Origin of the sequence: Xylophilus ampelinus (assembly GCF_003217575.1) — a bacterium.
GTDB lineage: Bacteria > Pseudomonadota > Gammaproteobacteria > Burkholderiales > Burkholderiaceae_C > Xylophilus > Xylophilus ampelinus.
Genome location: NZ_QJTC01000002.1, coordinates 231,299 through 251,276, shown reverse-complemented (window position 1 = coordinate 251,276; position 19,978 = coordinate 231,299). Strand labels below are relative to the sequence as shown.

Below are 19,978 nucleotides of genomic sequence, written 5' to 3'. Positions count from 1 at the left end.
TTATCCTTGGAAGTTTCTTCTTTCTTATAGCCTTCGATTTTGCCTGCAAACCCAAGCCCCTCCCGTATTCCCATGGGTGCCCTGCCTGCACGTTTTCGTCGAACGCGGGTGCTGATCGTCGGCTGCGGCGATGTCGGTCTGCGGGTGGCCGGCCTGCTGGCGCCGCGGGTGCGGCTGCTCGCCTTGACCTCGTCGCCGGACCGCATCGCCGAACTGCGACAGCGGGGCGTCGTGCCCTTGCGCGGCGATCTGGACGATGCCGCCAGCCTGCGGCGGCTGGCCGGCCTGGGACAGCGGGTGCTGCACCTGGCACCGCCGCCGCGCGACGCAATGGCAGCCGATCCGCATGCCGATCCCCGCACCCGGGCCCTGTTGCATGCGCTGGCTGCCGGACCTCGGCCGATGGCGCTCGTATACGGCTCCACGACCGGCGTCTACGGTGACTGCGCTGGAGCGAAAGTATTCGAGACGAGGACCGTCGCGCCCCGCAATGCACGCGCCTGCCGCCGGGTCGATGCCGAGGGCCGTGTGCGCTTTTTCGGGCGCGGCAGCCGCGCGAGTATCCTCCGCATTCCCGGCATCTATGCGCCGGACCGGGACGGCGGAACGCCACGGGCTCGCCTGCAACGCGGAACGCCGGTCCTGCGGGCCGACGACGATGTCTACACCAACCACATCCACGCCGACGACTTGGCGCGGGCCTGCTGTGCGGCCCTGTGGCGAGGCGCGCCGCAGCGGGTCTACCATGCGAGCGACGCTACCGACATGACGATGGCCGCCTACATGGACCATGCGGCCGACCTCTACGGGTTGCCGCGTCCGCCGCGCATCGGCCGTCAGGAAGCCGAGCAGCATCTATCGGCGATGCAAATGAGTTTCCTCAGCGAATCGCGCAGGCTGGTGAACGCCAGGCTGACGCAAGAACTGCGGCTGAAGCTGCGCTATCCGACCATCGCCGAAGGCCTGCGCTCGGGAATTTGATGCCCGGACCGGCGCGGTCAGTCGCGCCGCCGACGTTTCCGGTCAAGCCAGTCGACCGCGCTGCGGTCGTTGTCGATGCGGCGGCCATAGCGGCCATCGCTTTCCGGCCGCCAGTCGCGCGATCCGCGGGACCGTTCGCGCGGTGCATGCCAATCGTCCTTCTTGACCCGATCGACCTGCCGCTGCGTCTGCGACTGGTTTTGCAGCCTGTCCCACTGGTCGTCGGAACCGGCATCCGGCCGCTGAGCCATCGCGGCGGGGGGCGGCGGACATCATCACGCACGCCGCTGCGCTCAGCAGGGATGCGCACGGGGTGTAAGACAGGCGTTTCATGGCGGTTCCTTTCTACAAGGGCGCACGCTGGGCGACCCATGGAACACCGTTGTAGACCTCCCCCATCCCGTGCGGCAGGGGCCGGAGGGGCGTATCCCTGCAGGAACCCGCCTGCGCCGTGGCCCGTGCCGGAGCCCGAAGCGCTACAAGACGCCCGCAGACCGCAAACGCACCCGCTCGCTTTCCGGCACGCCCCACTCGGCCAGCACCTCGTCGGTGTGCTGGCCCAGCGCGGGCGGCGCGTGGCGCAACACCGGGGGATGCTCCGACAGCCGCAGCGGGCTGGCCACTCCCCGGATCGTGTCGATGCCGTCGCCGGCCGACCGGGGCAGGCCGATCGCCAGTCCTCGGGCCTGTACCTGCGGATCGTCGAATGCCTGGGCGATGTCGTTGATGGGGCCGCAGGGAACGGCCTTGTCTTCCAGCAGGGCGATCCAGTCGGCGGTGGAGCGGCCGCGGGTGACCTGTTCCATCGCCGGGATCAGCGTTTCGCGGTTGCGCACCCGCAGCGTGTTGCTGGCGTAGCGCGGATCGGCGCGCCACTCCGGCCGTCCCACCGCGGCGCAGAAGCGGCCGAACTGCCCGTCGTTGCCGATCGCCAGCAGCATGGAGCCGTCGGCCGTGGGGAAGTCCTGGTACGGCGCCAGGCTCGGGTGGGTGTTGCCCTGGCGCTGCGGCACGGTGCCGCTGTTGAGGTAGCCGGTGGTCTGGTTGGCAAGCAGCGCCATGCCGACGTCGAGCAGCGACATGTCGATGTACTGGCCGCGGCCGGTCCGGTGGCGCGCCTGCAGCGCGGCCAGGATGGCGGTGGCGGCGTACATGCCGGTGAAGGTGTCGGTCAGGGCCACGCCCACCCGCTGCGGCCCGCCGCCGGGCGTCCCGTCGGCCCGGCCGGTGATGCTCATCATGCCGCTCATCGCCTGCACCATCAGGTCGTAGCCGGCCCGCCCGGCGTACGGCCCGTCCTGGCCGAACCCGGTGATCGAGCAATAGACCAGCCGCGAATTGGCCGCCTTGAGGCTCTCGTAGTCGAGCCCGTAAGCCCGCAGCCCGCCGACCTTGAAGTTCTCCACGACCACGTCGCTTCCTCCGGCCATCCGCTGCAGCAGCGCCTGCCCGTCGGGCGTGGCCATGTCCACCGTGACCGAGCGCTTGTTGCGGTTGCAGCAGGCGAAATACGCCGCCTGGTCGGTGTCGTGGCCCGCCGCGTCCTTCAGGAACGGCGGCCCCCACTGCCGCGTATCGTCGCCCGCGCCCGGCCGCTCGATCTTCACCACGTCCGCTCCCAGATCGGCCAGCGTCTGGGTACACCACGGCCCGGCCAGCACGCGCGACAGGTCCAGTACCTTGATGCCGGCCAATGCGCCGGCGTTCTGCATCGTCATGCCCATCTCCCACGCCGCGCATCGGCGCTCCGCTGCATCAGGTTTGTTTTCGCAGCCCGGCCGCGTCAACCGCGACCGGACCGGCTTCTCTCAGGGATACCGCGGAACCGGCTTCGCCGGGCCGTCGGTATCGCCCCCGGCAAGGGGGTAGGCGAAGACGCGCAGCGCGCAGCCTGGGGGTTTGCTAAAAGGCAGCGATCCCGGTCTGCGCCCGCCCCAGGATCAGCGCATGCACGTCGTGCGTGCCTTCGTAGGTGTTGACCACTTCCAGGTTCACCAGGTGGCGCGCCACGCCGAACTCGTCGCTGATGCCGTTGCCGCCCATCATGTCGCGGGCCAGACGGGCGATGTCGAGCGCCTTGCCGCAGTTGTTGCGCTTCATGATCGAGGTGATCTCGACCGCGGCGGTGCCTTCGTCCTTCATCCGGCCCAGGCGCAGGCTGCCCTGCAGGCCGAGGGCGATCTCGGTCTGCATGTCGGCCAGTTTCTTCTGGATCAACTGGGTGCCGGCCAGCGGGCGGCCGAACTGCTTGCGGTCGAGCGTGTACTGGCGGGCACGGTGCCAGCAGTCCTCGGCGGCGCCCATCGCGCCCCACGAGATGCCGTAGCGGGCGCTGTTGAGGCAGGTGAACGGGCCTTTCAGGCCCTGCACTTCCGGGAAGGCGTTCTCTTCGGGGCAGAACACGCCGTCCATCACGATCTCGCCGGTGATCGAGGCGCGCAGGCCCACCTTGCCGTGGATCGCGGGGACGCTCAGGCCGGCCATGCCCTTCTCGAGCACGAAGCCGCGGATCGGGCCGACGTTGCCGGCAGTGTCCACTTCCTTGGCCCAGACGACGAACACGTCGGCGATCGGGCTGTTGCTGATCCACATCTTGCTGCCCGACAGCCTGTAGCCGCCGTCGACCTTGCGGGCGCGCGCGGCCATGCTGCCGGGATCGGAGCCGTGGTCCGGCTCGGTCAGGCCGAAGCAGCCGATGAACTCGCCGCTGGCCAGCCTGGGCAAAAATTTCTGCTTCTGTTCCTCGGTGCCGAATTCATGGATCGGTACCATCACCAGCGACGACTGCACGCTGGCCATCGAGCGGTAGCCCGAATCGACCCGCTCCACCTCGCGGGCGATCAGGCCGTAGGCGACGTAGTTGAGGCCGGGGCCGCCGTACCGTTCGGGGATGGTCGGGCCCAGCAGGCCCAGCGCGCCCATCTCGCGGAAGATGGCCACGTCGGTCTTCTGGTCGCGGAAGGCTTCCAGCACGCGGGGGGCCAGCTTGTCCTGGCAGTACGCCGCGGCGGCCTCGCGGACCATGCGTTCGTCATCGGTCAGTTGCCGATCGAGCAGGAACGGGTCGGCCCACTGGAAGGCGGCGCGGGAAGAGCTTGACATGGGAGGTCTCCTGGGGATGCGGGTGGGGGCGGGCGCCCTGCGGGGCGCACCGGCCGGCGTGGCCGGGAACGTCACCGCTGGATGCTAGTCCTGCGGGTCTGCCGCGGCAAACGAGGATTGCACATCGAGGTATGCGATCATGGAATGTCTGGCTGCCCCATGCCTCCTTCCGCAGCCGTTGGCAGACTCCCCTCGATTCCATTGCAGCATGCGACGCCGTATACCCTCCACCCAGGCGCTGGCCTGCTTCGAGGCCGCCGCGCGGCACGAGAGCTACACCCGCGCCGCTGAGGAACTCTCGCTCACCCAGAGCGCCGTTTCCCGCCAGGTGCTGGCACTGGAGGCGTACCTGGGCGTTGCCTTGTTCCGCCGCACCCGCCACGGGGTGGCGCTGACGCCCGGCGGCACCCAGTACTGGAAGCAGATCTCGCGCGGCCTGCAGGGGCTGGAGCGCGACACTCTCGACCTGATGGCCGGCCAGGGCCGTGGCGGTGCGATCGCCCTCGCGGCGGTGCCGACCTTCGCCACCCGCTGGCTGATCCCGCGGCTGCCGCAGCTGGCGGCGCTGCACCCCGACACGGTGGTGCACATCGAGACCCGAACCCGGCCGTTCCTGTTCGACGACACCGGCTTCGACGCGGCGCTCTTCACCGGCACGGCCGAGCAGGTCGCCCGCTGGCCCGGCACCCGGGCCGAGCCGCTGATGCGGGAGGACGTGCTGCCGGTCTGCAGCCCGGCGCTGCTGCAGGGCCGGCCGCTGGCCCCTCTGCAGGTCGCGGCCTTGCCCCTGCTGCAGCAGAGCACCCGGCCCTACGGGTGGCGGCAGTGGTTCGACGCGATGGAGGTGCAGGCACCGGCCGCGCTGGCCGGCCCGCGCTACGAGCTGTTCTCGATGCTCGCCGTGGCCGCCGCCCACGGCCTGGGCGTGGCCCTGATGCCGCCGATGCTGATCGAGGCCGAGCTGGCCCGGGGCGAGCTGGTCGTCGCCTGCCCGCAGCCGCTGCGGGGCGAGCGGTCCTACTACCTGGTGACGCCGGTGCTGGAGCACGAGCCGGCGGTGCTGGCGCAGTTCCGGGTCTGGATGCGCACCATGGCCGACGAGGCGGCGTCGGCCGTGGAAGACCGGGGCTCGGCTGGCCCTGCGGCGATTTCATGAGCCGAATCGGCCTCTAGCCAGCGCGGAATAACGGTCAGTAGCTATAGAAAAAATAGCAAATGGACAGCCGCAGCCGCGCCCGGAGCGGACCGTCGGCGGTGGTGCTCAGCGTCGCCGCAGACCCGCCCGGCGCGCCGCTTTCCGCGCCGCCCCACGCCGCATCGCCATCCGGATCACGATCTGCAGCGCGGTCAGCGCGACCGTGACGTAGATTTTCTGTCGCATCGTCGGCCCCTGGGGTGCGTACGCTTCCACCAGATGGTCGGCGTGGTCCGGTGCTGTGGACGACGCAACCACGGCCGCAGTCTGTGCATCTGGCCGGTACGGATACGCGCCCGCCGCCGGCACCGGATCGGACTTGCTCGGCACTTCGGGTGCATCGGGCACCGGCAGCGTCGCACGCGAACCGTGCTCGCTGGCGTAGACCCAGGTGAACTCGGCACCGAGCAGGAAAATCTGTGCCGAGTAGTAGACCCATACCAGCAGCACGATGATCGATCCGGCAGCGGCGAAGCTCGACGATACGCTGCTGCGCGCCACGTACAGGCCGATCAGCAGCTTGCCCACCTCGAACAGCACGGCGGTCACCACGGCGCCCACCCACACGTCGCGCCAGGCGATCCTGGCCTGGGGCATCAGCTTGTAGATCATCGCGAACAGCAGGGTGGTGATGCAGAGCGACACCGCCAGGTTGATGATCTGCAGCGTCACCGCCCAGCCCGGCAGCACCGAGCCGATCCAGGTGCCCATGGCCGCCACCGCCGCGCTGACGGTGAGCGACACCATCAGCAGGAAAGCCAGTCCCAGGATCAGGCCGAAGGACAGCAGCCGCGCCCGCAGCGTCGCCCGGATGCCGGAGTTGGCGGTGGTCGGTATGCCCCAGATCCGGTCGAGCGAACTCTGCAGCTCGCCGAAGACGGTGGTCGCGCCGACGGCCAGCACCACCAGGCTGATGACGGTGGCGACAAGGCCCTGGGCCGGCTGGCTGGCGCTCTTGATCAGGCCCTGCACCGCGAGCGCGCCGTCGCGGCCCAGCAGGCCCGAGAGCTGGCCGACGATCTCGCCCTGCACCGCCTCGCGGCCGAAGACGAAGCCGGCGACCGCGATCACGATCAGCAACAGCGGCGCGAGCGAAAAGACGGCGTAGTAGGCGATCGCCGCGCCCATGCTGGGGGCGTAGTCGTCCGACCATGCGGCGATCGATTTCCTGGCGAGACTGAAAAAACGCTTGGCGTGCGACGTGACCGTGGACATGGCTCCCTCCGAGAGCGTGTTATGCACTGTGACGTGCCCGCGAAAACCGGGGAGAGGCCCGGCGGCAAGGCGCAGGACGCGCCGCGGTGATGGATACCGCAAGCGTCGAAGCACCGCTTTGCAAGGGTCGTGCAGGATGTTTCCGGGCTCCACCATTGCGCACCGCAGTTCGCCAGGGGCGGCGGTGCTCGGCCGACCTTACTGGCTGGTGCAGTTCACGCCGTCGACGCTGTACCGGTTGCAGGTGGTGAACAGGGCACGCACCGCGGGGGCCACCGGCATCGTCTGCGGCGGGCCGGAGGCGGCCAGGCGGCGCTGCGGCTCGATCTGCGACAGGTAGGCGGCGTACTGTTGCTCGAACTCGATCAGACGCTGGCGATGGGCGCCGGCCAGCTCCTGGCGGCGCATGTTGAACTGGCCGTAGGTCAGTTCGCCGCCGTAGAGCTTGGCGGTGAGGAAGACCAGGTCGCGCTGGCCCAGCTCGAAGGCCGAGACCAGCGGCAACGGCAGGTTGGCGGCGCGGTAGCTCTCGCCGAGCTTCACGCAGCGCTGACGTTCGTTGCCCCAGACTTCCAACGCGACCTTCTCGGTGGCGGTCGGGTAGTCCTTGCTGGCCAGCATCGGCAGCGAGGCCTGGCCGGCGGAACGCAGGCTGCCCAGCTTCGGCTCCAGCAAGGTCAGGCGCGGATCGCGGTTGGCGGCCCTGAGGCAGTCGGTGGTGGGATCGGCGTCTAGCACCTGCGCCACGGTGGGCGGCGGCGGTGGCGGGGTGACGCATCCGGCCAGCACGGCGGTGGCGGCCATGGCGCAGAGGGCGAGGTGTTTCATGGGTGTCCAGGCGATGGGAAAAGTTCGGTGCCTACTGTAATCACTTCGCCGGCCGACTTTGCAACCAGCCGCGCTTCAACGAATTTGCGACTATCCATCGCCGCACAACGCACGTCGGTGCGGCGCATCGGGTCGGTAGCCTCCACGGTTCTCCCTGCCCTGATCGCCGCCCCACCTCCACCTCCACCGATACCGATACCGATACCGATACCGATACCGATACCGACCGAATGTCCACCGCCCTTACCACGACCGCCGCGTTTTTGCAGCGGGCCGCAGGGGGTGTTTCCGGCAGGCGAGGAGCGTCGGACAGGCGTCGCAAGACCCTCGCACTCACACCACCAAGGGTTGTAAATGAAAAATATTCTCATCTAGAATGCCCGCTCCGGCGCCTGCCGGCCCTGCATCTACCGGACGGAACACCATGACCCAGCCGCCTGCCGACACCCCTAGCGCCACGCGCGAATACGCCGCGCTCGCGCGCCAATATGGCCGGTCGCAGGGCCGCTGCAGCGAGTTGCTGGTGGCGCAGGCACGGGCCATCGGGCGGCTGGAGGCCGAGGCGGTGCGGCTGCGCGCCGCGGTCGTCGTACGCGACACGGCGCTCGCCTTCGCCCGCGAAGACCGGCTGGGTGCCGAGGCCGCGGTGCCCGGCCTGCCGCGTCGGCGTGCGCTGGCCCGGCGGATCGAGGCGCTGGTGGAGCGGGCGCGGCGCCTGATGCGCGAGCGGTTCGGCTGGCAGTTGCGCGCGGGCCGGATGCCGGATGCGGCGGCGCCCGTTCCCGTTCCCGTTCCCGTTCCCGTTCCCACGATAGCGCCGGTCGCCGCCGATCTGCACCGCAAGGCGGTCCTCTGCGTCGGGCCCGATGCGGACGATGCCACCGCGGCGCAGCGCCTGGTCGAACGCGCGGGCGGCCAGTTCCTGCACCACGGCGGCAGCGACCAGGACGATGCCGAGGCGCTGGAAGCCAGCCTGGTCGCCGCCGACTTGGTCATCTGCCAGACCGGCTGCGTGGGCCACGGCGCCTACTGGCGGGTGCAGGACCACTGCCGCCGCACCGGCAAGCAGTGCGTGCTGGTCGATCGGCCCCAGGCGATCGAACGGATGCGGGCGGGCGGCCCGCCGGAAGCGGCCGACGCGCTGCACCGCTGACGCCGCAGCGCCCGCACGCCGTCGGCGGCCGCCGATCACCGCGGGACACGCGGTTTGCGCCTTCTTTACGAACCGTCCACCGCAACTCCATGCCGGCCGGCCGGCCCTGGACGCACACTGGCGGCCCGACATGGCCCCCGGCGCCGGCGCCGTCCGGCGGTAGGCCGCCCTGCAGCCCACGGCCCCGTACCGGAGTTCCGCTTGCCTTCCACGACCGATAGCCCCTTGTCCCGCCGCACGCTGCTGAGCGCTGCCGCCGCCGGCGCGGGCCTGGCCGCCGCAGGTTGCGCGGTGCCGGGCGCCATGCCCGGTGCCGACGGCAGCGGCGCGGCGCTGACCGCCAGCGACTGGCGCTGGCTCAACCGGGTCAACTTCCGCGCCGACGAGGCCGATGCTCGGCAGCTGCAGACACTGGGGCGCAAGGCCTGCCTCGACCGGCAGTTGGCGCCCCCGGCGCAGGACCCGCCGGCGCTGGCCGACGCCATCGCCGCGATGCCGGTCGCGCAGCAGAGCGCCGAGCAGCGGCTGCGGGCGGCGCGCGCCGAGCAGCGCCGCATCCATACCCTGACCGACGAGGACGAGAGGCAGGCGGCCCGCGCAGCCCTCAACCGCGCCAACAGCGAGGCGGTGCAGGACACTACCCGTCGCCATCTGCTGCGCGCCCTGCGGTCGCCCGCCCAGTTGCGCGAGCAGATGACCTGGTTCTGGATGAACCACTTCAACGTCTACGCCGGCAAGGGCAACGTGCGCTGGACGCTGGGCGAGTACGAGGAGCGCTCGGTGCGGCCCCACGCCCTGGGCCGCTTCGACACGCTGGCGATGGCCACGCTGCGGTCCCCCGCGATGCTGGAATACCTCGACAACGCCCAGAGCGCGGCCAACCGCATCAACGAGAACTACGCGCGCGAGCTGATGGAGCTGCACACCCTGGGCGTGGCCGGCGGGCCGAGCGGGTCGCGCTACACCCAGCAGGACGTGCAGGAACTGGCCCGGGTGCTGACCGGCGTGGGCATCGACAACGACGGCCAGCCGCCGCGGCTCGCACCCCAGCGCCAGGCCCTGTACCTGCACGAAGGCCTGTTCGAGTTCAATCCGGCGCGGCACGATTTCGGCGCGAAGACCGTGCTGGGCCAGCGGATCGAAGGGCGTGGTTTCGGCGAGGTGGAGCAGGCCGTCGAACTGCTCTCCCGTCAGCCGGCCACCGCACGCTTCGTCTCGCACAAGCTGGCGGCCTACTTCGTGGCCGACACGCCGCCGCCCGCCCTGGTCGACCGCATGGCGCAGCGCTTCGAACGCTCGCGCGGCGACATCGCCGAGGTGCTGCGCACGATGTTCCTGTCGCCCGAGATGGAGGCCGCCCTTGCCCCAGGCGGACCGCAGAAGTTCAAGGACCCGTTCCAGTACGTCGTCTCGTCGCTGCGCCTGGCCTATGCCGAGCGGCCGATCGGCAACCTGCGGCCGGTGATCGGCTGGTTGAACCAGCTGGGCGAGCCGCTCTACGGCCGCGTCTCGCCCGACGGTTATCCGGCGTCCGAGGCGGCGTGGGCCAGCTCGGGCCAGATGGTCAAGCGCTTCGAGATCGCGCGCGCGATCGGCGCCGGCCAGGCCGCGCTCTACGCCGACGACGACGACGACGGAAAGCCGCTGCCGCGCACCGGTTTTCCGGTGCTCGCCACCCGCACTTATTACCGCTTCGTCGAGCCGACGCTCGGCCCCGCGACCCGCTCCGCGTTGGCGCAGGCCGCGTCGCAGCCCGAGTGGAACGCGGTGCTGCTGTCGTCGCCCGAGTGGATGACCAGGTGAAGCCCACCCCCAGGCTTGCCCACTGCGTGTGGCCGCCCACCCCCTGCGACGGGGCGACACCGGTGGGCCGGCAGAGCCGGACCCACGGTGTCCCTGGTGGGGCGCCTGGCTTCGCGGCGCGGCTTTTGCCGCGTGCCCGGGGACGGGCTGCGCCGTGGGTAGGCGATCGACGAAAAGAGCGCTGCGGCGCGAGGAGCATGCGATGCAACGACGAGAACTCCTGCGGCACCTGGGCTGTGCCGGGCTGGCGCTGGCGGGGCCGGCGGTCGGGTCGCGCGTCTATGCGCTGCCGACCCAGGCCGATGCGCGGTTTCTGCTGGTGTTCCTGCGCGGCGGGTACGACGCGGCCAACGTGCTGGTGCCGGCGGGCAGCGATTTCTACTACGCGTCGCGGCCCACCATCGCGATCCGCCGGCCTGCAGTGGGCGATGCGGCGGCCGATCCGCAGGCCGCCATCGCCTTGCCCGGCGCCGAGGGCGGCTGGGCCCTGCACCCGGCGCTTGCGGCCGGCGCGCTGCCGCTGTGGCAGCGGCGGCAGCTCGCCTTTCTGCCCTTCGCCGGCACCGACGATCTCTCGCGCAGCCACTTCGAGACGCAGGACGGGGTCGAGGCCGGGCTGCCGATGCCCGGCGACCGTTCCACCACCGCCGCCGATACGGCGCAGCGCGGTAGCGGCTTCCTCAACCGCCTGGCCGGCGCGATGGGCGGGCGCGCCGCGCCGGTGGCGTTCACCGACGGTCTGCCGGGCGTGATGGCCGGCCCGCAGAACGTGCCCAACGTCTCGCTCAAGGGTACCGGCCGCACGCCGTTCGACGCGCGGCAGACGGCCCTGCTGGCGCAGATGTACCAGGGCACCCGCTTCGAGCCGGTGATCGCCGAAGGCTTCGAGCTGCGCAAGACGGTGGCCGAAGAGGCCGAGGCGTTGCAGAAGCGCACCGCCTCGTCCGCCGCCGGCATGGCGCCCGACATGGCCGCCCGCAACCATGAGATGGAGGAGGCCAACCGCCGTGCGCTCAGCGCCAAGGGCTTCGATCTGGAGGCCCGCCGGATGGCGGTGCTGATGCGCGACCGCTTCAACCTGGGCTTCATCGACGTCGGCGGCTGGGACACCCACGTCAACCAGGGCGGTGCCCAGGGCCGGCTGGCCAACCTGCTCGGCAACCTGGGCAGCGGCATCGGCGGCTTCGCCGAGGAGATGGGACCGGCATGGGACAAGACGGTCGTGGTGGTGGTGTCGGAGTTCGGCCGCACCTTCCGCGAGAACGGCACCCGCGGCACCGACCACGGCCACGGCAGCACCTACTGGGTGGCCGGCGGCGCGGTGCGCGGTGGCCGGACCGTGGGGGAGCAGGTGGCGGTCGCGCCCGGCACGCTGAACCAGAACCGCGACTTTCCGGTGCTCAACGAATACCGCGCGGTATTCGGCGGGCTGTTCGGCCGCATGTACGGGCTGGATGCCGCGCGGCTCGCCCAGGTGTTCCCGGGCGTGCGGCCGGTGGACCTGGGGCTGGTCTAGCCGTTACTATGAAAAATATAGCTGGCAGTCGGCGCTGTACGTCGGCTATAGACATTTTTCTCTCGAATCCGGCGGTGTGGGATCGGTCGACGAGAGCCGCGGCGTGAGTGGCTTTCTTCCCCGTTGCTAAATGTTGAAATGGTGCATGCCGAACATGCCGTGCCGGCGGTCGGCGAAGTACAGCTGCAGCGTGTCGCGCACCGTCCTGAAGGCGATCTCGTCCCACGGGATTTCTTCTTCGGTGAAGAGCCGCGCCTCCATCGTCTCGTGGCCCGGGTCGAAGGTGTCGGACAGCAGCTGCGCAAGGTAGAAGAAATGCACCTGGCCGACCGCGGCCACGTTGATCACGCTGAAGAGCGGCCCCATCGCGATCCTGGCACCGGCCTCCTCGTCGGTTTCGCGCTCGGCGCCGCCGGCGGTCGTCTCGTCCAGCTCCATGAAGCCGGCGGGCAGCGTCCACTTGCCCTTGCGCGGCTCTATGTTGCGCTTGCAGAGCAGCACCCGGTCGTCCAGGTGCGGCACCGTGCCGACCACGTTGAGCGGGTTCTCGTAGTGGACGGTGTGGCAGGCCGGGCAGACGGCGCGCAGTTTGGTGTCGCCGTCGTCGGGCAGGCGGTAGACCACGGCGGTGCCGCAGTTGCGGCAGTGGCGGATCGGGGTGCGCTGGATCATCGGCGGCTGCGGTGCGGTCAGACGACCTTGACGCCGAGCGTGCCCAGGCCGGCCACGCCGCCCTCGAGCACGTCGCCCGCCACCACGGCGGCCACGCCTTCGGGGGTGCCCGAGTAGATCAGGTCGCCGGGCCGCAGCTCCCAGGCGGCCGACAGGTGCTCGATCGTCTCGGCGATGTTCCAGATCAGCTTGGCGACGGTGCTGCGCTGGCGGTCTGCGCCGTTGACCCTCAGCCAGATCTCGGCGCGCTCGATGTCGCCGGCCTGCTCCTTCGGCAGGATCGGGCCGATGGGCGCGCTGTGGTCGAAGCCCTTGCCGATGCTCCACGGGCGGCCCTGTTTCTTCATCTCGTTCTGCAGGTCGCGGCGGGTCATGTCGAGCCCGATGGCGTAGCCGAAGACATGATCCAAGGCATCGGCCGCGGCGATGTTCTTGCCGCCCTTGCCGATCGCCACCACCAGCTCGATCTCGTGGTGGAAGTTCTTCGTCAGGCTGGGGTAGGGCAGGCTGCCGGTCTGGCCTTCGGGCACCACCAGCGCCGCGTCGGCCGGTTTCAGGAAGAAGAAGGGCGGCTCGCGGCCGGTGAAGCCCATCTCCCTGGCGTGCTCTTCGTAGTTGCGGCCCACGCAGTAGATGCGGTGCACCGGAAACTGTTCGGGACGGCCGACCACCGGGACGGCGACGGGTGCGGAAGGTGGGAAGACATAGCTCATGCGAAATCCTGGAGGTGTCTGGAAAAGCGGTGCGGGATCGGGGCCGGCTTGGCCGGCGCGGGGTACCGCCGGTGGCGCAGGGTACCGCCGGTGGCGCAGGCACCGTCCGGCAGTGTGCCACCGGGGCGGGCCGGAGGAATCGGGCGGCTATGCTGGCCGCCCGGGTTCCAAACTCTACCGCCACTTCGCCCTCCATGACGTCTCCACTTCCCGCATGCTCGTCCGACTGGATCGTTCCCGACTGGCCTGCGCCGCCCGGCGTGCATGCCGTCTTCACCACCCGGGCCGGTGGCGTGTCCGAAGGTCCGTGGGCGTCGATGAACCTGGGCGGCCATGTCGGCGACGCCGCCGCGGCGGTGGCCGCCAACCGCGCGCGGCTGGCGCAGGCGATCGGCGCGCAGCCGATCTTCCTGCAGCAGGTGCACGGCACGCGGACGGCGGCGCTCGACGGCACCCCCCCGGGCGACGTGCCCTGCGCCGACGCCTGCATCGGCTCGCGGCCCGGCCGGGCCTGCACCGTCATGGTCGCCGACTGCCTGCCGGTTCTGCTTACCGACCGCGCCGGTCGGCAGGTAGCCGCGGCGCATGCGGGTTGGCGCGGACTGGCCGACGGGGTGCTGGAGGCGGTTTTGGAACGTTTCGGTGCTCCAGCCGGCGCTGCAGGCCGACCAGAAGCTATGGATTTGATAGCGTGGCTCGGTCCGTGCATCGGGCCGGAGGCATTCGAGGTGGGCGACGAGGTGCGGGCCACGTTCGTCGCCCGGCAGGCGTCGGCCGACGACTGCTTCAGGCCGGTGGGCGGGTCGCCCGGCAAATGGTGGGCCGACCTGGCCGGCCTGGCGCGGCAGCGGCTGGCGGCGGCGGGGGTGCAGGCGGTCCATGGCAACGACGGCGGTGCGGGCTGGTGCACCGTGTCGAACCCGTCACGGTTCTTTTCGCACCGTCGGGATGCCGGGCGGCTCGGCAGCAGCGGGCGCATGGCGGCCTGCATCTTGCGCGTCTGACGATGTGAGAGAACCTACCGCGCAACCCGATTGAGCGGCTGTGGTCCTCACCGTACCGAAGTACGGCTCCGGTCCTCGCCGCACACTCGGGCTGCTCGCTACGGTTCTTTCACATCATCCGGTGCCGGTGCCGGTGCCGGCGGTGGTGCGGCGTTCTCTAACTCTTCGGCCTCTTCGCCCTTGATCGCCCGGCGGCGCGCGGGCGATCCCATCAGGTAGACCACGATCCCCATCGGCAGCAGCCCGTACAGCACGAAGGTGACCAGCGCGCCCAGCAGGCTGCCGTTGGAGGCGGTGGCTTCGGCCGCGGCCATCGTCAGGGTCACGTACAGCCAGGCGATGACGACGAGGTACATGGCGCTTTCTTCGGCGGGCGGGTGGCGGTCTGTGCGCGGTGTCTGCAAGAATGAGGGCGTGCGGATTCGCTTCACGCCATAACGAGGAGACAGCATGGATTCTGGACCAGGCACGGCTGCGGGACTCGGCACGTCGGACGCGGGTGTCGCGCAGGCCCTCGCCGCACAGTGGCAGACGCTGTGGCGCACCGCCGTCGCCGCGCCGCAGCGGGGCGGCACGCCCGGCCCGCCGCCGTGGCTCGACCCGCAGAAGTTGCAGGTGCTGCAGCAGGAGTATCTGCAGGGCATGACCCGGCTCTGGGGCGCGGCAGGCGAGGCCGCCGGCACCGCGCAGGACCGCCGCTTCTCCGGCGAGGCCTGGTCCCGCAGCCCCGCGGCGCAGGGTGCGGCCCGCCTGCATCTGCTCAACACCCGGGTGCTGTCGGGCCTGGCCGATGCGGTGCAGGCAGACGACAAGACCCGCGCGCGGATCCGCTTCGCGGTCGAGCAGTGGGCCGCGGCCAGCGCACCCAGCAATTTCATCGCCTTCAACGCCGACGCGCTGCAGACGGCGCTCGACACCCGGGGCGAGAGTCTGGCGCGCGGCCTGCAGAACCTGGCCCACGACCTGCGCCAGGGCCATGTGAGCCAGACCGACGAGCGCGGCTTCGAGGTGGGCCGCAACGTCGCCACCACCGAGGGCGCGGTGGTCTTCGAGAACGATTTCTTCCAGTTGCTCGAATACAAGCCGCTCACCGCCAGGGTACACGCCCGGCCGTTGCTGATGGTGCCGCCCTGCATCAACAAGTACTACATCCTCGACCTGCAGCCCGCCAATTCCCTGATCCGTTACGCGATGGAGCAGGGCCACCGCACCTTCGTCGTCAGCTGGCGCAACCCCGACGCGTCGATGGCCGAGGCCACCTGGGACGACTACATCGAGCAGGCGGTGATCCGCGCGATCGACCTGGTGCGCGCAATATCGGGCCAGGACAAGGCCGGCGGCAAGATCAACGCGCTGGGCTTCTGCGTGGGCGGCACGATGCTCGGCACCGCGCTGGCGGTGCTGGCGGGGCGGGGCCGTAAACCGGTCGCCTCGGCCACCTTCCTCACCACCTTCCTCGACTTCAGCCAGACCGGCATCCTCGACATCTTCATCGACGAGGCTTTCGTGCGGATGCGCGAGCTGCAGATGGGCCGCAAGGGCCTGCTGGCGGGCCAGGAGCTGGCCTCGACCTTCAGCTTCCTGCGGCCCAACGAGCTGGTCTGGAACTACGTGGTCGGCAACTACCTGAAGGGGCACACGCCGCCGCCCTTCGACCTGCTGTACTGGAACAGCGACGCCACCAACCTGCCGGGCCCGTTCTACGCCTGGTACCTGCGCAACACCTACCTGGAGAACCGGCTGGTGCAGCCCGGCGCGGCCACCGTCTGCGGCGTGCCGGTGGACCTGAACACGGTCGATGTGCCGGCCTATGTCTACGGCTCGCGCGAGGACCACATCGTGCCGGTCGGTGCGCAGGGCGGTGGCGCCTACGCGTCGACCCAGGTGCTGCCGGGCCCGTGCCGCTTCGTGATGGGCGCGTCGGGCCACATCGCGGGCGTGATCAACCCGCCCGCCAAGAAGAAGCGCAGCCACTGGGTGCGCGACGACGGCCTGCTGCCCCCGACGCATGCCGAATGGCTGGCCGGCGCTGAGGAGCGGCCGGGCAGCTGGTGGGACGATTGGGCGCAGTGGCTGGCCGGCCATGCCGGCCGCATGGTGGCGGCGCCCACCGCCTACGGAGACGCCGACCGCCCCGCGATCGAGCCTGCGCCCGGCCGCTACGTGCGCCAGAAGGCCTGATTCCCGCATCCACACAATCGCGCCGCACGGGCGCAGAACCGTTTCACCCGAAGACCCCCCAGGAGCATCCCATGGAAGACATCGTCATCGTCGCCGCCACCCGCACTGCGGTCGGCAAGTTCGGCGGCTCGCTCGCCAAGATTCCCGCCACCGAACTGGGCGCCGTCGTCGTTCGCGAGCTGCTGGCGCGCAGCAAGCTCGAAGCCGGCCAGGTCGGCGAAGTGATCATGGGCCAGGTGCTGGCTGCCGGTGCCGGCCAAAACCCGGCGCGCCAGGCGCTGCTCAAGGGCGGCCTGCCGCAGGTGGTGCCGGGCCTCACGGTCAACGCGGTCTGCGGATCGGGCCTGAAGGCGGTGATGCTGGCGGCCCAGGCCGTCGCCACCGGCGACAGTGATATCGTGATCGCCGGCGGCCAGGAGAACATGAGCGCATCGCCGCACATCCTGCCCAACTCCCGCGACGGCCAGCGCATGGGCGATTGGAAGATGGTCGACACGATGATCGTCGACGGCCTTTGGGACGTCTACAACCAGTACCACATGGGCATCACCGCCGAGAACGTGGCCAGGCAGTACGGCATCACCCGCGAGCAGCAGGACGCACTGGCGCTGGCCAGCCAGCAGAAGGCGGCCGCGGCCCAGGACGCGGGCTACTTCAAGTTCGAAATCACGCCGGTGCGCATTCCCCAGCGCAAGGGCGACCCGGTAGTGTTCGACGCAGACGAGTTCATCAACCGAAAGACCAATGCCGATGCGCTGGCGGGCCTGAAGCCCGCTTTCGACAAGGCCGGCGGCGTGACGGCCGGCAACGCCTCGGGCATCAACGACGGCGCCGCCGCGGTGATGGTGATGACCGCCAGGAAGGCCGCGGCGCTGGGCCTGACGCCGCTGGCCCGCATCGCCAGCTACGCCACCACCGGGCTCGATCCGGCCATCATGGGCATGGGCCCGGTGCCTGCCTCGCGCAAGGCGCTGGAGCGCGCCGGCTGGAAGCCCGGCGACCTGGACCTGCTGGAGATCAACGAAGCCTTCGCCGCCCAGGCCTGCGCGGTGCACAACGAGATGGGCTGGGACACCGGCAAGGTCAACGTCAACGGCGGCGCGATCGCCATCGGCCACCCGATCGGCGCGTCCGGCTGCCGCATCCTGGTGACCCTGCTGCACGAAATGCAGCGCCGCGACGCGAAGAAGGGCATCGCATCGCTGTGCATCGGCGGCGGCATGGGCGTGGCGCTGACGCTGGAGCGCTGAGAGCGCTGTGAGGGAACCCGCTGCGCGGCCCGATTGCGCGGCTATGGTCCTCGCCGCTTAGAACGTGACCAGGGTGCCGCGCGGTGCCGACGCCATCGGCGACAGCGCGGCCGCATCGTCGTCGTCGAGCTTGAATTCGCCCACCGCGCGCTGCAGTTCGGCGGCCTGCTGCGACAGGGCCGTCGCGGCGGACGCAGCTTCCTCCACCAGGGCCGCGTTCTGCTGGGTGACGGTGTCCATGTGGGCCACGGCGTGGTTCACATCCTCGATGCCGGCGCTCTGGTCGGCCAGGGCGGTCGAGATCTCGTTCAACAGGCCCGAGACCTGCTGCACGCCCTGCACGATCTCGCCCATGGTGGTGCCGGCCTGGCCCACCAGGCGCGATCCGTTATCGACCTGTCGCACCGAATCGTCGATCAGGCCCGTGATTTCCTTGGCTGCGGTAGCGCTGCGCTGGGCCAGGCCACGCACTTCGCTGGCCACCACCGCGAAGCCGCGGCCCTGTTCGCCGGCGCGCGCCGCCTCCACCGCGGCGTTCAGCGCCAGGATGTTGGTCTGGAAGGCGATACCCTCGATCACCTGGATGATGTCTACGATCTTGCGCGAACTGGCACTGATCGCCTGCATCGTGTGGACCACCTTGCCGACCACCTCTCCGCCGCGCGCGGCGGTCTGCGCGGCACCGGTGGCCAGCTGGCTGGCGGAGCGTGCACGCTCGGCGTTCTGCCGCACGGTGGCGGTCAGTGTCTCCATGCTGGCGGCGGTTTCTTCGAGCGACGCGGCCTGGTCCTCGGTGCGCTTCGAGAGGTCGGTATTGCCGGCGTCGATCTGGCGCGAGGCGACGGCGATCTGGTCGGTGGAGCCCTTGATGCGGGTGATCAGGTCGGTCAGGGTGTCTTCCATGTCGCCGAGCGCGCCCAGCAGTCGGCCGAAGTCGCCGCCGCGTTCGGTCGTGAACTCCTGGCTCAGGTCGCCCGAGGCGACCGTCTCTGCGATCAGGATCGCTTCGTCGAGCGGCGGGCCGACGCTGCGCGCGATGCCCCAGGCCGACAGCGCGCCGACCAGCACCGCGGCGGCGCCCAGCACCAGCATCCAGGTCTGTGCCGCGCTGCCGACGCCCGGCTGGGACACCCCCACGGCGACGATCGCCACGACCAGCAGCAGCACGACGGCATACCCCAGGGCAAGGCGAAGTCCGAACTTCATATCATCGAGTGACACGGTGTTGGCTTTCTGCGGAGTGGGAGAGCGGGGCGACGGTGGTACGGCAATGGCGCAACCCCGCCGCGGCGGCATCCGCAGGCCGTATGCGGACAGATCAGTATAGAAATGAAAGATGTCGATACGCTGTCGCCGGCGCTTGGTGTTTCCCCTGATCCGATAGGACCGGGCGGTCTGGCGTTCTTGGGTACAGTGCTTGCATGGCGAACGGTTTCCCCGGCGTGGGTTCATTCAGGAAGGCAAACGACATGGTCAAAAACCGAGTGGCATATGTGACGGGTGGCATGGGCGGCATCGGAACCGCGATCTGCCAGCGGCTGTACCAGGAGGGCTACACAGTCGTCGCCGGTTGCGGCCCCACGCGCGATTTCGACAAGTGGCTGGCCGAGCAGAAGGCGCTCGGGTTCATCTTCTACGCATCCGTCGGCAATGTCGGCGACTGGGATTCGACGGTCGAGGCCTTTTCCAAGGCCAAGGCGGACCACGGCAGCATCGACGTGCTGGTCAACAATGCCGGCATCACCCGCGACCGCATGTTCCTGAAGATGACCCGCGACGACTGGGACGCCGTGATCGAGACCAACCTCAACAGCATGTTCAACGTCACCAAGCAGGTGGTGGGCGACATGGTGGAGAAGGGCTTCGGCCGGATCATCAACATCAGCTCGGTCAACGGCATGAAGGGCCAGGCCGGCCAGACCAACTATTCGGCGGCCAAGGCCGGCATGCACGGCTTCTCCATGGCGCTGGCGCAGGAAATGGCGACCAAGGGCGTGACGGTCAACACCGTGAGTCCGGGCTACATCGGCACCGACATGGTCAAGGCGATCCGCCCCGACGTGCTCGACAAGATCGTGTCGACCATCCCGGTCAAGCGTCTGGGCGAGCCGGGCGAGATCGCGTCGATCATCGCGTGGCTGGCGTCCGAGGAGGGCGGCTACACCACCGGCGCCGAGTTCGCGGTCAACGGCGGTCTGCACATGCACTGAGTCCGCGCGGCGCACACGGCCAGACCCGCTTCGGCGGGTTTTTTTCATGCCCGCCGGTATCCGCATCGGGCGGCTCGAGACGCGGGGCCGGTGGACGGAACGCGGGGTTTTCGGCCGGGTGCATCGGGCGTTGCGGTTATAAGAGACCACACGCC

18 protein-coding genes are annotated in these 19,978 nt (G+C 70.0%); 9 read left to right on the top strand and 9 right to left on the bottom strand.

The genetic code is table 11. The features are described from left to right. The first annotated feature begins 72 nt into the window (after positions 1–72). Positions 73–981: an NAD-dependent epimerase/dehydratase family protein gene (locus DFQ15_RS02745; protein ID WP_110464484.1), complete on the top strand. Its 909-nt coding sequence runs from the start codon at positions 73–75 to the stop codon at positions 979–981. Between the two features lie 17 nt (positions 982–998). Here the strand turns inward: DFQ15_RS02745 and DFQ15_RS02740 are convergent, their stop codons facing one another. The 3 genes from DFQ15_RS02740 to DFQ15_RS02730 all read right to left on the bottom strand — a co-directional run bounded on the left by DFQ15_RS02740 (position 999) and on the right by DFQ15_RS02730 (position 4,083). After that, positions 999–1,232 carry a hypothetical protein gene (locus tag DFQ15_RS02740; RefSeq protein ID WP_110464483.1) on the bottom strand — a complete coding sequence of 78 codons (234 nt, stop codon included), beginning with the start codon at positions 1,230–1,232 and terminating at the stop codon, positions 999–1,001. Positions 1,233–1,457: 225 nt separating this feature from the next. After that, complete coding sequence (locus DFQ15_RS02735) at positions 1,458–2,699, bottom strand: CaiB/BaiF CoA transferase family protein (RefSeq protein WP_110464539.1); 1,242 nt, start codon at positions 2,697–2,699, stop codon at positions 1,458–1,460. Between the two features lie 184 nt (positions 2,700–2,883). Then, positions 2,884–4,083, bottom strand: a complete 1,200-nt coding sequence (locus DFQ15_RS02730) for an acyl-CoA dehydrogenase (protein WP_110464482.1) — start codon at positions 4,081–4,083, stop codon at positions 2,884–2,886. 208 nt (positions 4,084–4,291) lie between these two features. Between DFQ15_RS02730 and DFQ15_RS02725 the strand changes: the two genes are divergently transcribed. Continuing rightward, a complete protein-coding gene (locus tag DFQ15_RS02725) occupies positions 4,292–5,239 on the top strand; it encodes a LysR substrate-binding domain-containing protein (protein ID WP_110464481.1) in 948 nt (315 codons plus the stop codon). A gap of 105 nt (positions 5,240–5,344) precedes the next feature. Here the strand turns inward: DFQ15_RS02725 and DFQ15_RS02720 are convergent, their stop codons facing one another. Continuing rightward, entirely contained in the window at positions 5,345–6,493 is a 1,149-nt protein-coding gene (locus DFQ15_RS02720) for a YihY/virulence factor BrkB family protein (protein WP_110464480.1), read from the bottom strand. A gap of 198 nt (positions 6,494–6,691) precedes the next feature. Then, positions 6,692–7,321: a hypothetical protein gene (locus DFQ15_RS02715; RefSeq protein WP_110464479.1), complete on the bottom strand. Its 630-nt coding sequence runs from the start codon at positions 7,319–7,321 to the stop codon at positions 6,692–6,694. Between the two features lie 424 nt (positions 7,322–7,745). Between DFQ15_RS02715 and DFQ15_RS02710 the strand changes: the two genes are divergently transcribed. From DFQ15_RS02710 to DFQ15_RS02700, 3 genes are all read left to right on the top strand, one after another. Next, positions 7,746–8,474, top strand: a complete 729-nt coding sequence (locus tag DFQ15_RS02710) for a DUF2325 domain-containing protein (RefSeq protein WP_110464478.1) — start codon at positions 7,746–7,748, stop codon at positions 8,472–8,474. Between the two features lie 201 nt (positions 8,475–8,675). Next, positions 8,676–10,277, top strand: a complete 1,602-nt coding sequence (locus DFQ15_RS02705; protein ID WP_374940989.1) for a DUF1800 domain-containing protein — start codon at positions 8,676–8,678, stop codon at positions 10,275–10,277. A gap of 202 nt (positions 10,278–10,479) precedes the next feature. After that, positions 10,480–11,793, top strand: a complete 1,314-nt coding sequence (locus DFQ15_RS02700) for a DUF1501 domain-containing protein (protein ID WP_110464477.1) — start codon at positions 10,480–10,482, stop codon at positions 11,791–11,793. A 126-nt stretch (positions 11,794–11,919) separates the two neighbouring features. Here DFQ15_RS02700 and DFQ15_RS02695 read toward each other — a convergent pair whose 3' ends face one another. Next, positions 11,920–12,465, bottom strand: coding sequence for an NUDIX hydrolase (locus DFQ15_RS02695; RefSeq protein ID WP_110464476.1), 546 nt, complete (start codon positions 12,463–12,465; stop codon positions 11,920–11,922). Between the two features lie 17 nt (positions 12,466–12,482). Further along, complete coding sequence (locus DFQ15_RS02690; RefSeq protein WP_110464475.1) at positions 12,483–13,178, bottom strand: fumarylacetoacetate hydrolase family protein; 696 nt, start codon at positions 13,176–13,178, stop codon at positions 12,483–12,485. Between the two features lie 194 nt (positions 13,179–13,372). Here DFQ15_RS02690 and pgeF point away from each other — a divergent pair, with 194 nt between their 5' ends. Continuing rightward, entirely contained in the window at positions 13,373–14,182 is an 810-nt protein-coding gene (gene pgeF, locus DFQ15_RS02685; protein ID WP_110464474.1) for a peptidoglycan editing factor PgeF, read from the top strand. A gap of 98 nt (positions 14,183–14,280) precedes the next feature. On the opposite strand, the gene DFQ15_RS02680 is transcribed toward pgeF, so the two are convergent. Further along, positions 14,281–14,538: a hypothetical protein gene (locus tag DFQ15_RS02680; RefSeq protein ID WP_110464537.1), complete on the bottom strand. Its 258-nt coding sequence runs from the start codon at positions 14,536–14,538 to the stop codon at positions 14,281–14,283. Between the two features lie 94 nt (positions 14,539–14,632). Here DFQ15_RS02680 and phaC point away from each other — a divergent pair, with 94 nt between their 5' ends. Together phaC and DFQ15_RS02670 are read left to right on the top strand one after the other, a co-directional pair. Then, the gene (gene phaC / locus DFQ15_RS02675) at positions 14,633–16,363 is read left to right on the top strand and encodes a class I poly(R)-hydroxyalkanoic acid synthase (protein ID WP_110464473.1); all 1,731 of its coding nucleotides are present in this window, start codon (positions 14,633–14,635) and stop codon (positions 16,361–16,363) included. A gap of 71 nt (positions 16,364–16,434) precedes the next feature. After that, the gene (locus DFQ15_RS02670; RefSeq protein WP_110464472.1) at positions 16,435–17,613 is read left to right on the top strand and encodes an acetyl-CoA C-acetyltransferase; all 1,179 of its coding nucleotides are present in this window, start codon (positions 16,435–16,437) and stop codon (positions 17,611–17,613) included. Between the two features lie 57 nt (positions 17,614–17,670). On the opposite strand, the gene DFQ15_RS02665 is transcribed toward DFQ15_RS02670, so the two are convergent. Next, on the bottom strand, positions 17,671–18,834 hold the full coding sequence (locus DFQ15_RS02665; protein ID WP_374940988.1) for a methyl-accepting chemotaxis protein: 1,164 nt from the start codon (positions 18,832–18,834) through the stop codon (positions 17,671–17,673). 248 nt (positions 18,835–19,082) lie between these two features. Here DFQ15_RS02665 and phbB point away from each other — a divergent pair, with 248 nt between their 5' ends. Then, entirely contained in the window at positions 19,083–19,823 is a 741-nt protein-coding gene (gene phbB / locus DFQ15_RS02660; protein ID WP_110464470.1) for an acetoacetyl-CoA reductase, read from the top strand. The last annotated feature ends 155 nt before the right edge of the window (positions 19,824–19,978 follow it).

Bases quoted from the DNA above. Each gene is read 5' to 3' on its own strand.
- DFQ15_RS02695 (WP_110464476.1), bottom strand. From the start codon at position 12,465: ATGATCCAGCGCACCCCGATCCGCCACTGCCGCAACTGCGGCACCGCC.
- DFQ15_RS02745 (WP_110464484.1), top strand. From the start codon at position 73: ATGGGTGCCCTGCCTGCACGTTTTCGTCGAACGCGGGTGCTGATCGTC.
- DFQ15_RS02680 (WP_110464537.1), bottom strand. From the start codon at position 14,538: ATGTACCTCGTCGTCATCGCCTGGCTGTACGTGACCCTGACGATGGCC.
- DFQ15_RS02735 (WP_110464539.1), bottom strand. From the start codon at position 2,699: ATGACGATGCAGAACGCCGGCGCATTGGCCGGCATCAAGGTACTGGAC.
- DFQ15_RS02710 (WP_110464478.1), top strand. From the start codon at position 7,746: ATGACCCAGCCGCCTGCCGACACCCCTAGCGCCACGCGCGAATACGCC.
- DFQ15_RS02690 (WP_110464475.1), bottom strand. From the start codon at position 13,178: ATGAGCTATGTCTTCCCACCTTCCGCACCCGTCGCCGTCCCGGTGGTC.
- DFQ15_RS02720 (WP_110464480.1), bottom strand. From the start codon at position 6,493: ATGTCCACGGTCACGTCGCACGCCAAGCGTTTTTTCAGTCTCGCCAGG.
- DFQ15_RS02740 (WP_110464483.1), bottom strand. From the start codon at position 1,232: ATGGCTCAGCGGCCGGATGCCGGTTCCGACGACCAGTGGGACAGGCTG.
- DFQ15_RS02670 (WP_110464472.1), top strand. From the start codon at position 16,435: ATGGAAGACATCGTCATCGTCGCCGCCACCCGCACTGCGGTCGGCAAG.
- DFQ15_RS02730 (WP_110464482.1), bottom strand. From the start codon at position 4,083: ATGTCAAGCTCTTCCCGCGCCGCCTTCCAGTGGGCCGACCCGTTCCTG.
- DFQ15_RS02715 (WP_110464479.1), bottom strand. From the start codon at position 7,321: ATGAAACACCTCGCCCTCTGCGCCATGGCCGCCACCGCCGTGCTGGCC.
- DFQ15_RS02700 (WP_110464477.1), top strand. From the start codon at position 10,480: ATGCAACGACGAGAACTCCTGCGGCACCTGGGCTGTGCCGGGCTGGCG.
- pgeF (WP_110464474.1), top strand. From the start codon at position 13,373: ATGACGTCTCCACTTCCCGCATGCTCGTCCGACTGGATCGTTCCCGAC.
- phbB (WP_110464470.1), top strand. From the start codon at position 19,083: ATGGTCAAAAACCGAGTGGCATATGTGACGGGTGGCATGGGCGGCATC.
- DFQ15_RS02725 (WP_110464481.1), top strand. From the start codon at position 4,292: ATGCGACGCCGTATACCCTCCACCCAGGCGCTGGCCTGCTTCGAGGCC.
- phaC (WP_110464473.1), top strand. From the start codon at position 14,633: ATGGATTCTGGACCAGGCACGGCTGCGGGACTCGGCACGTCGGACGCG.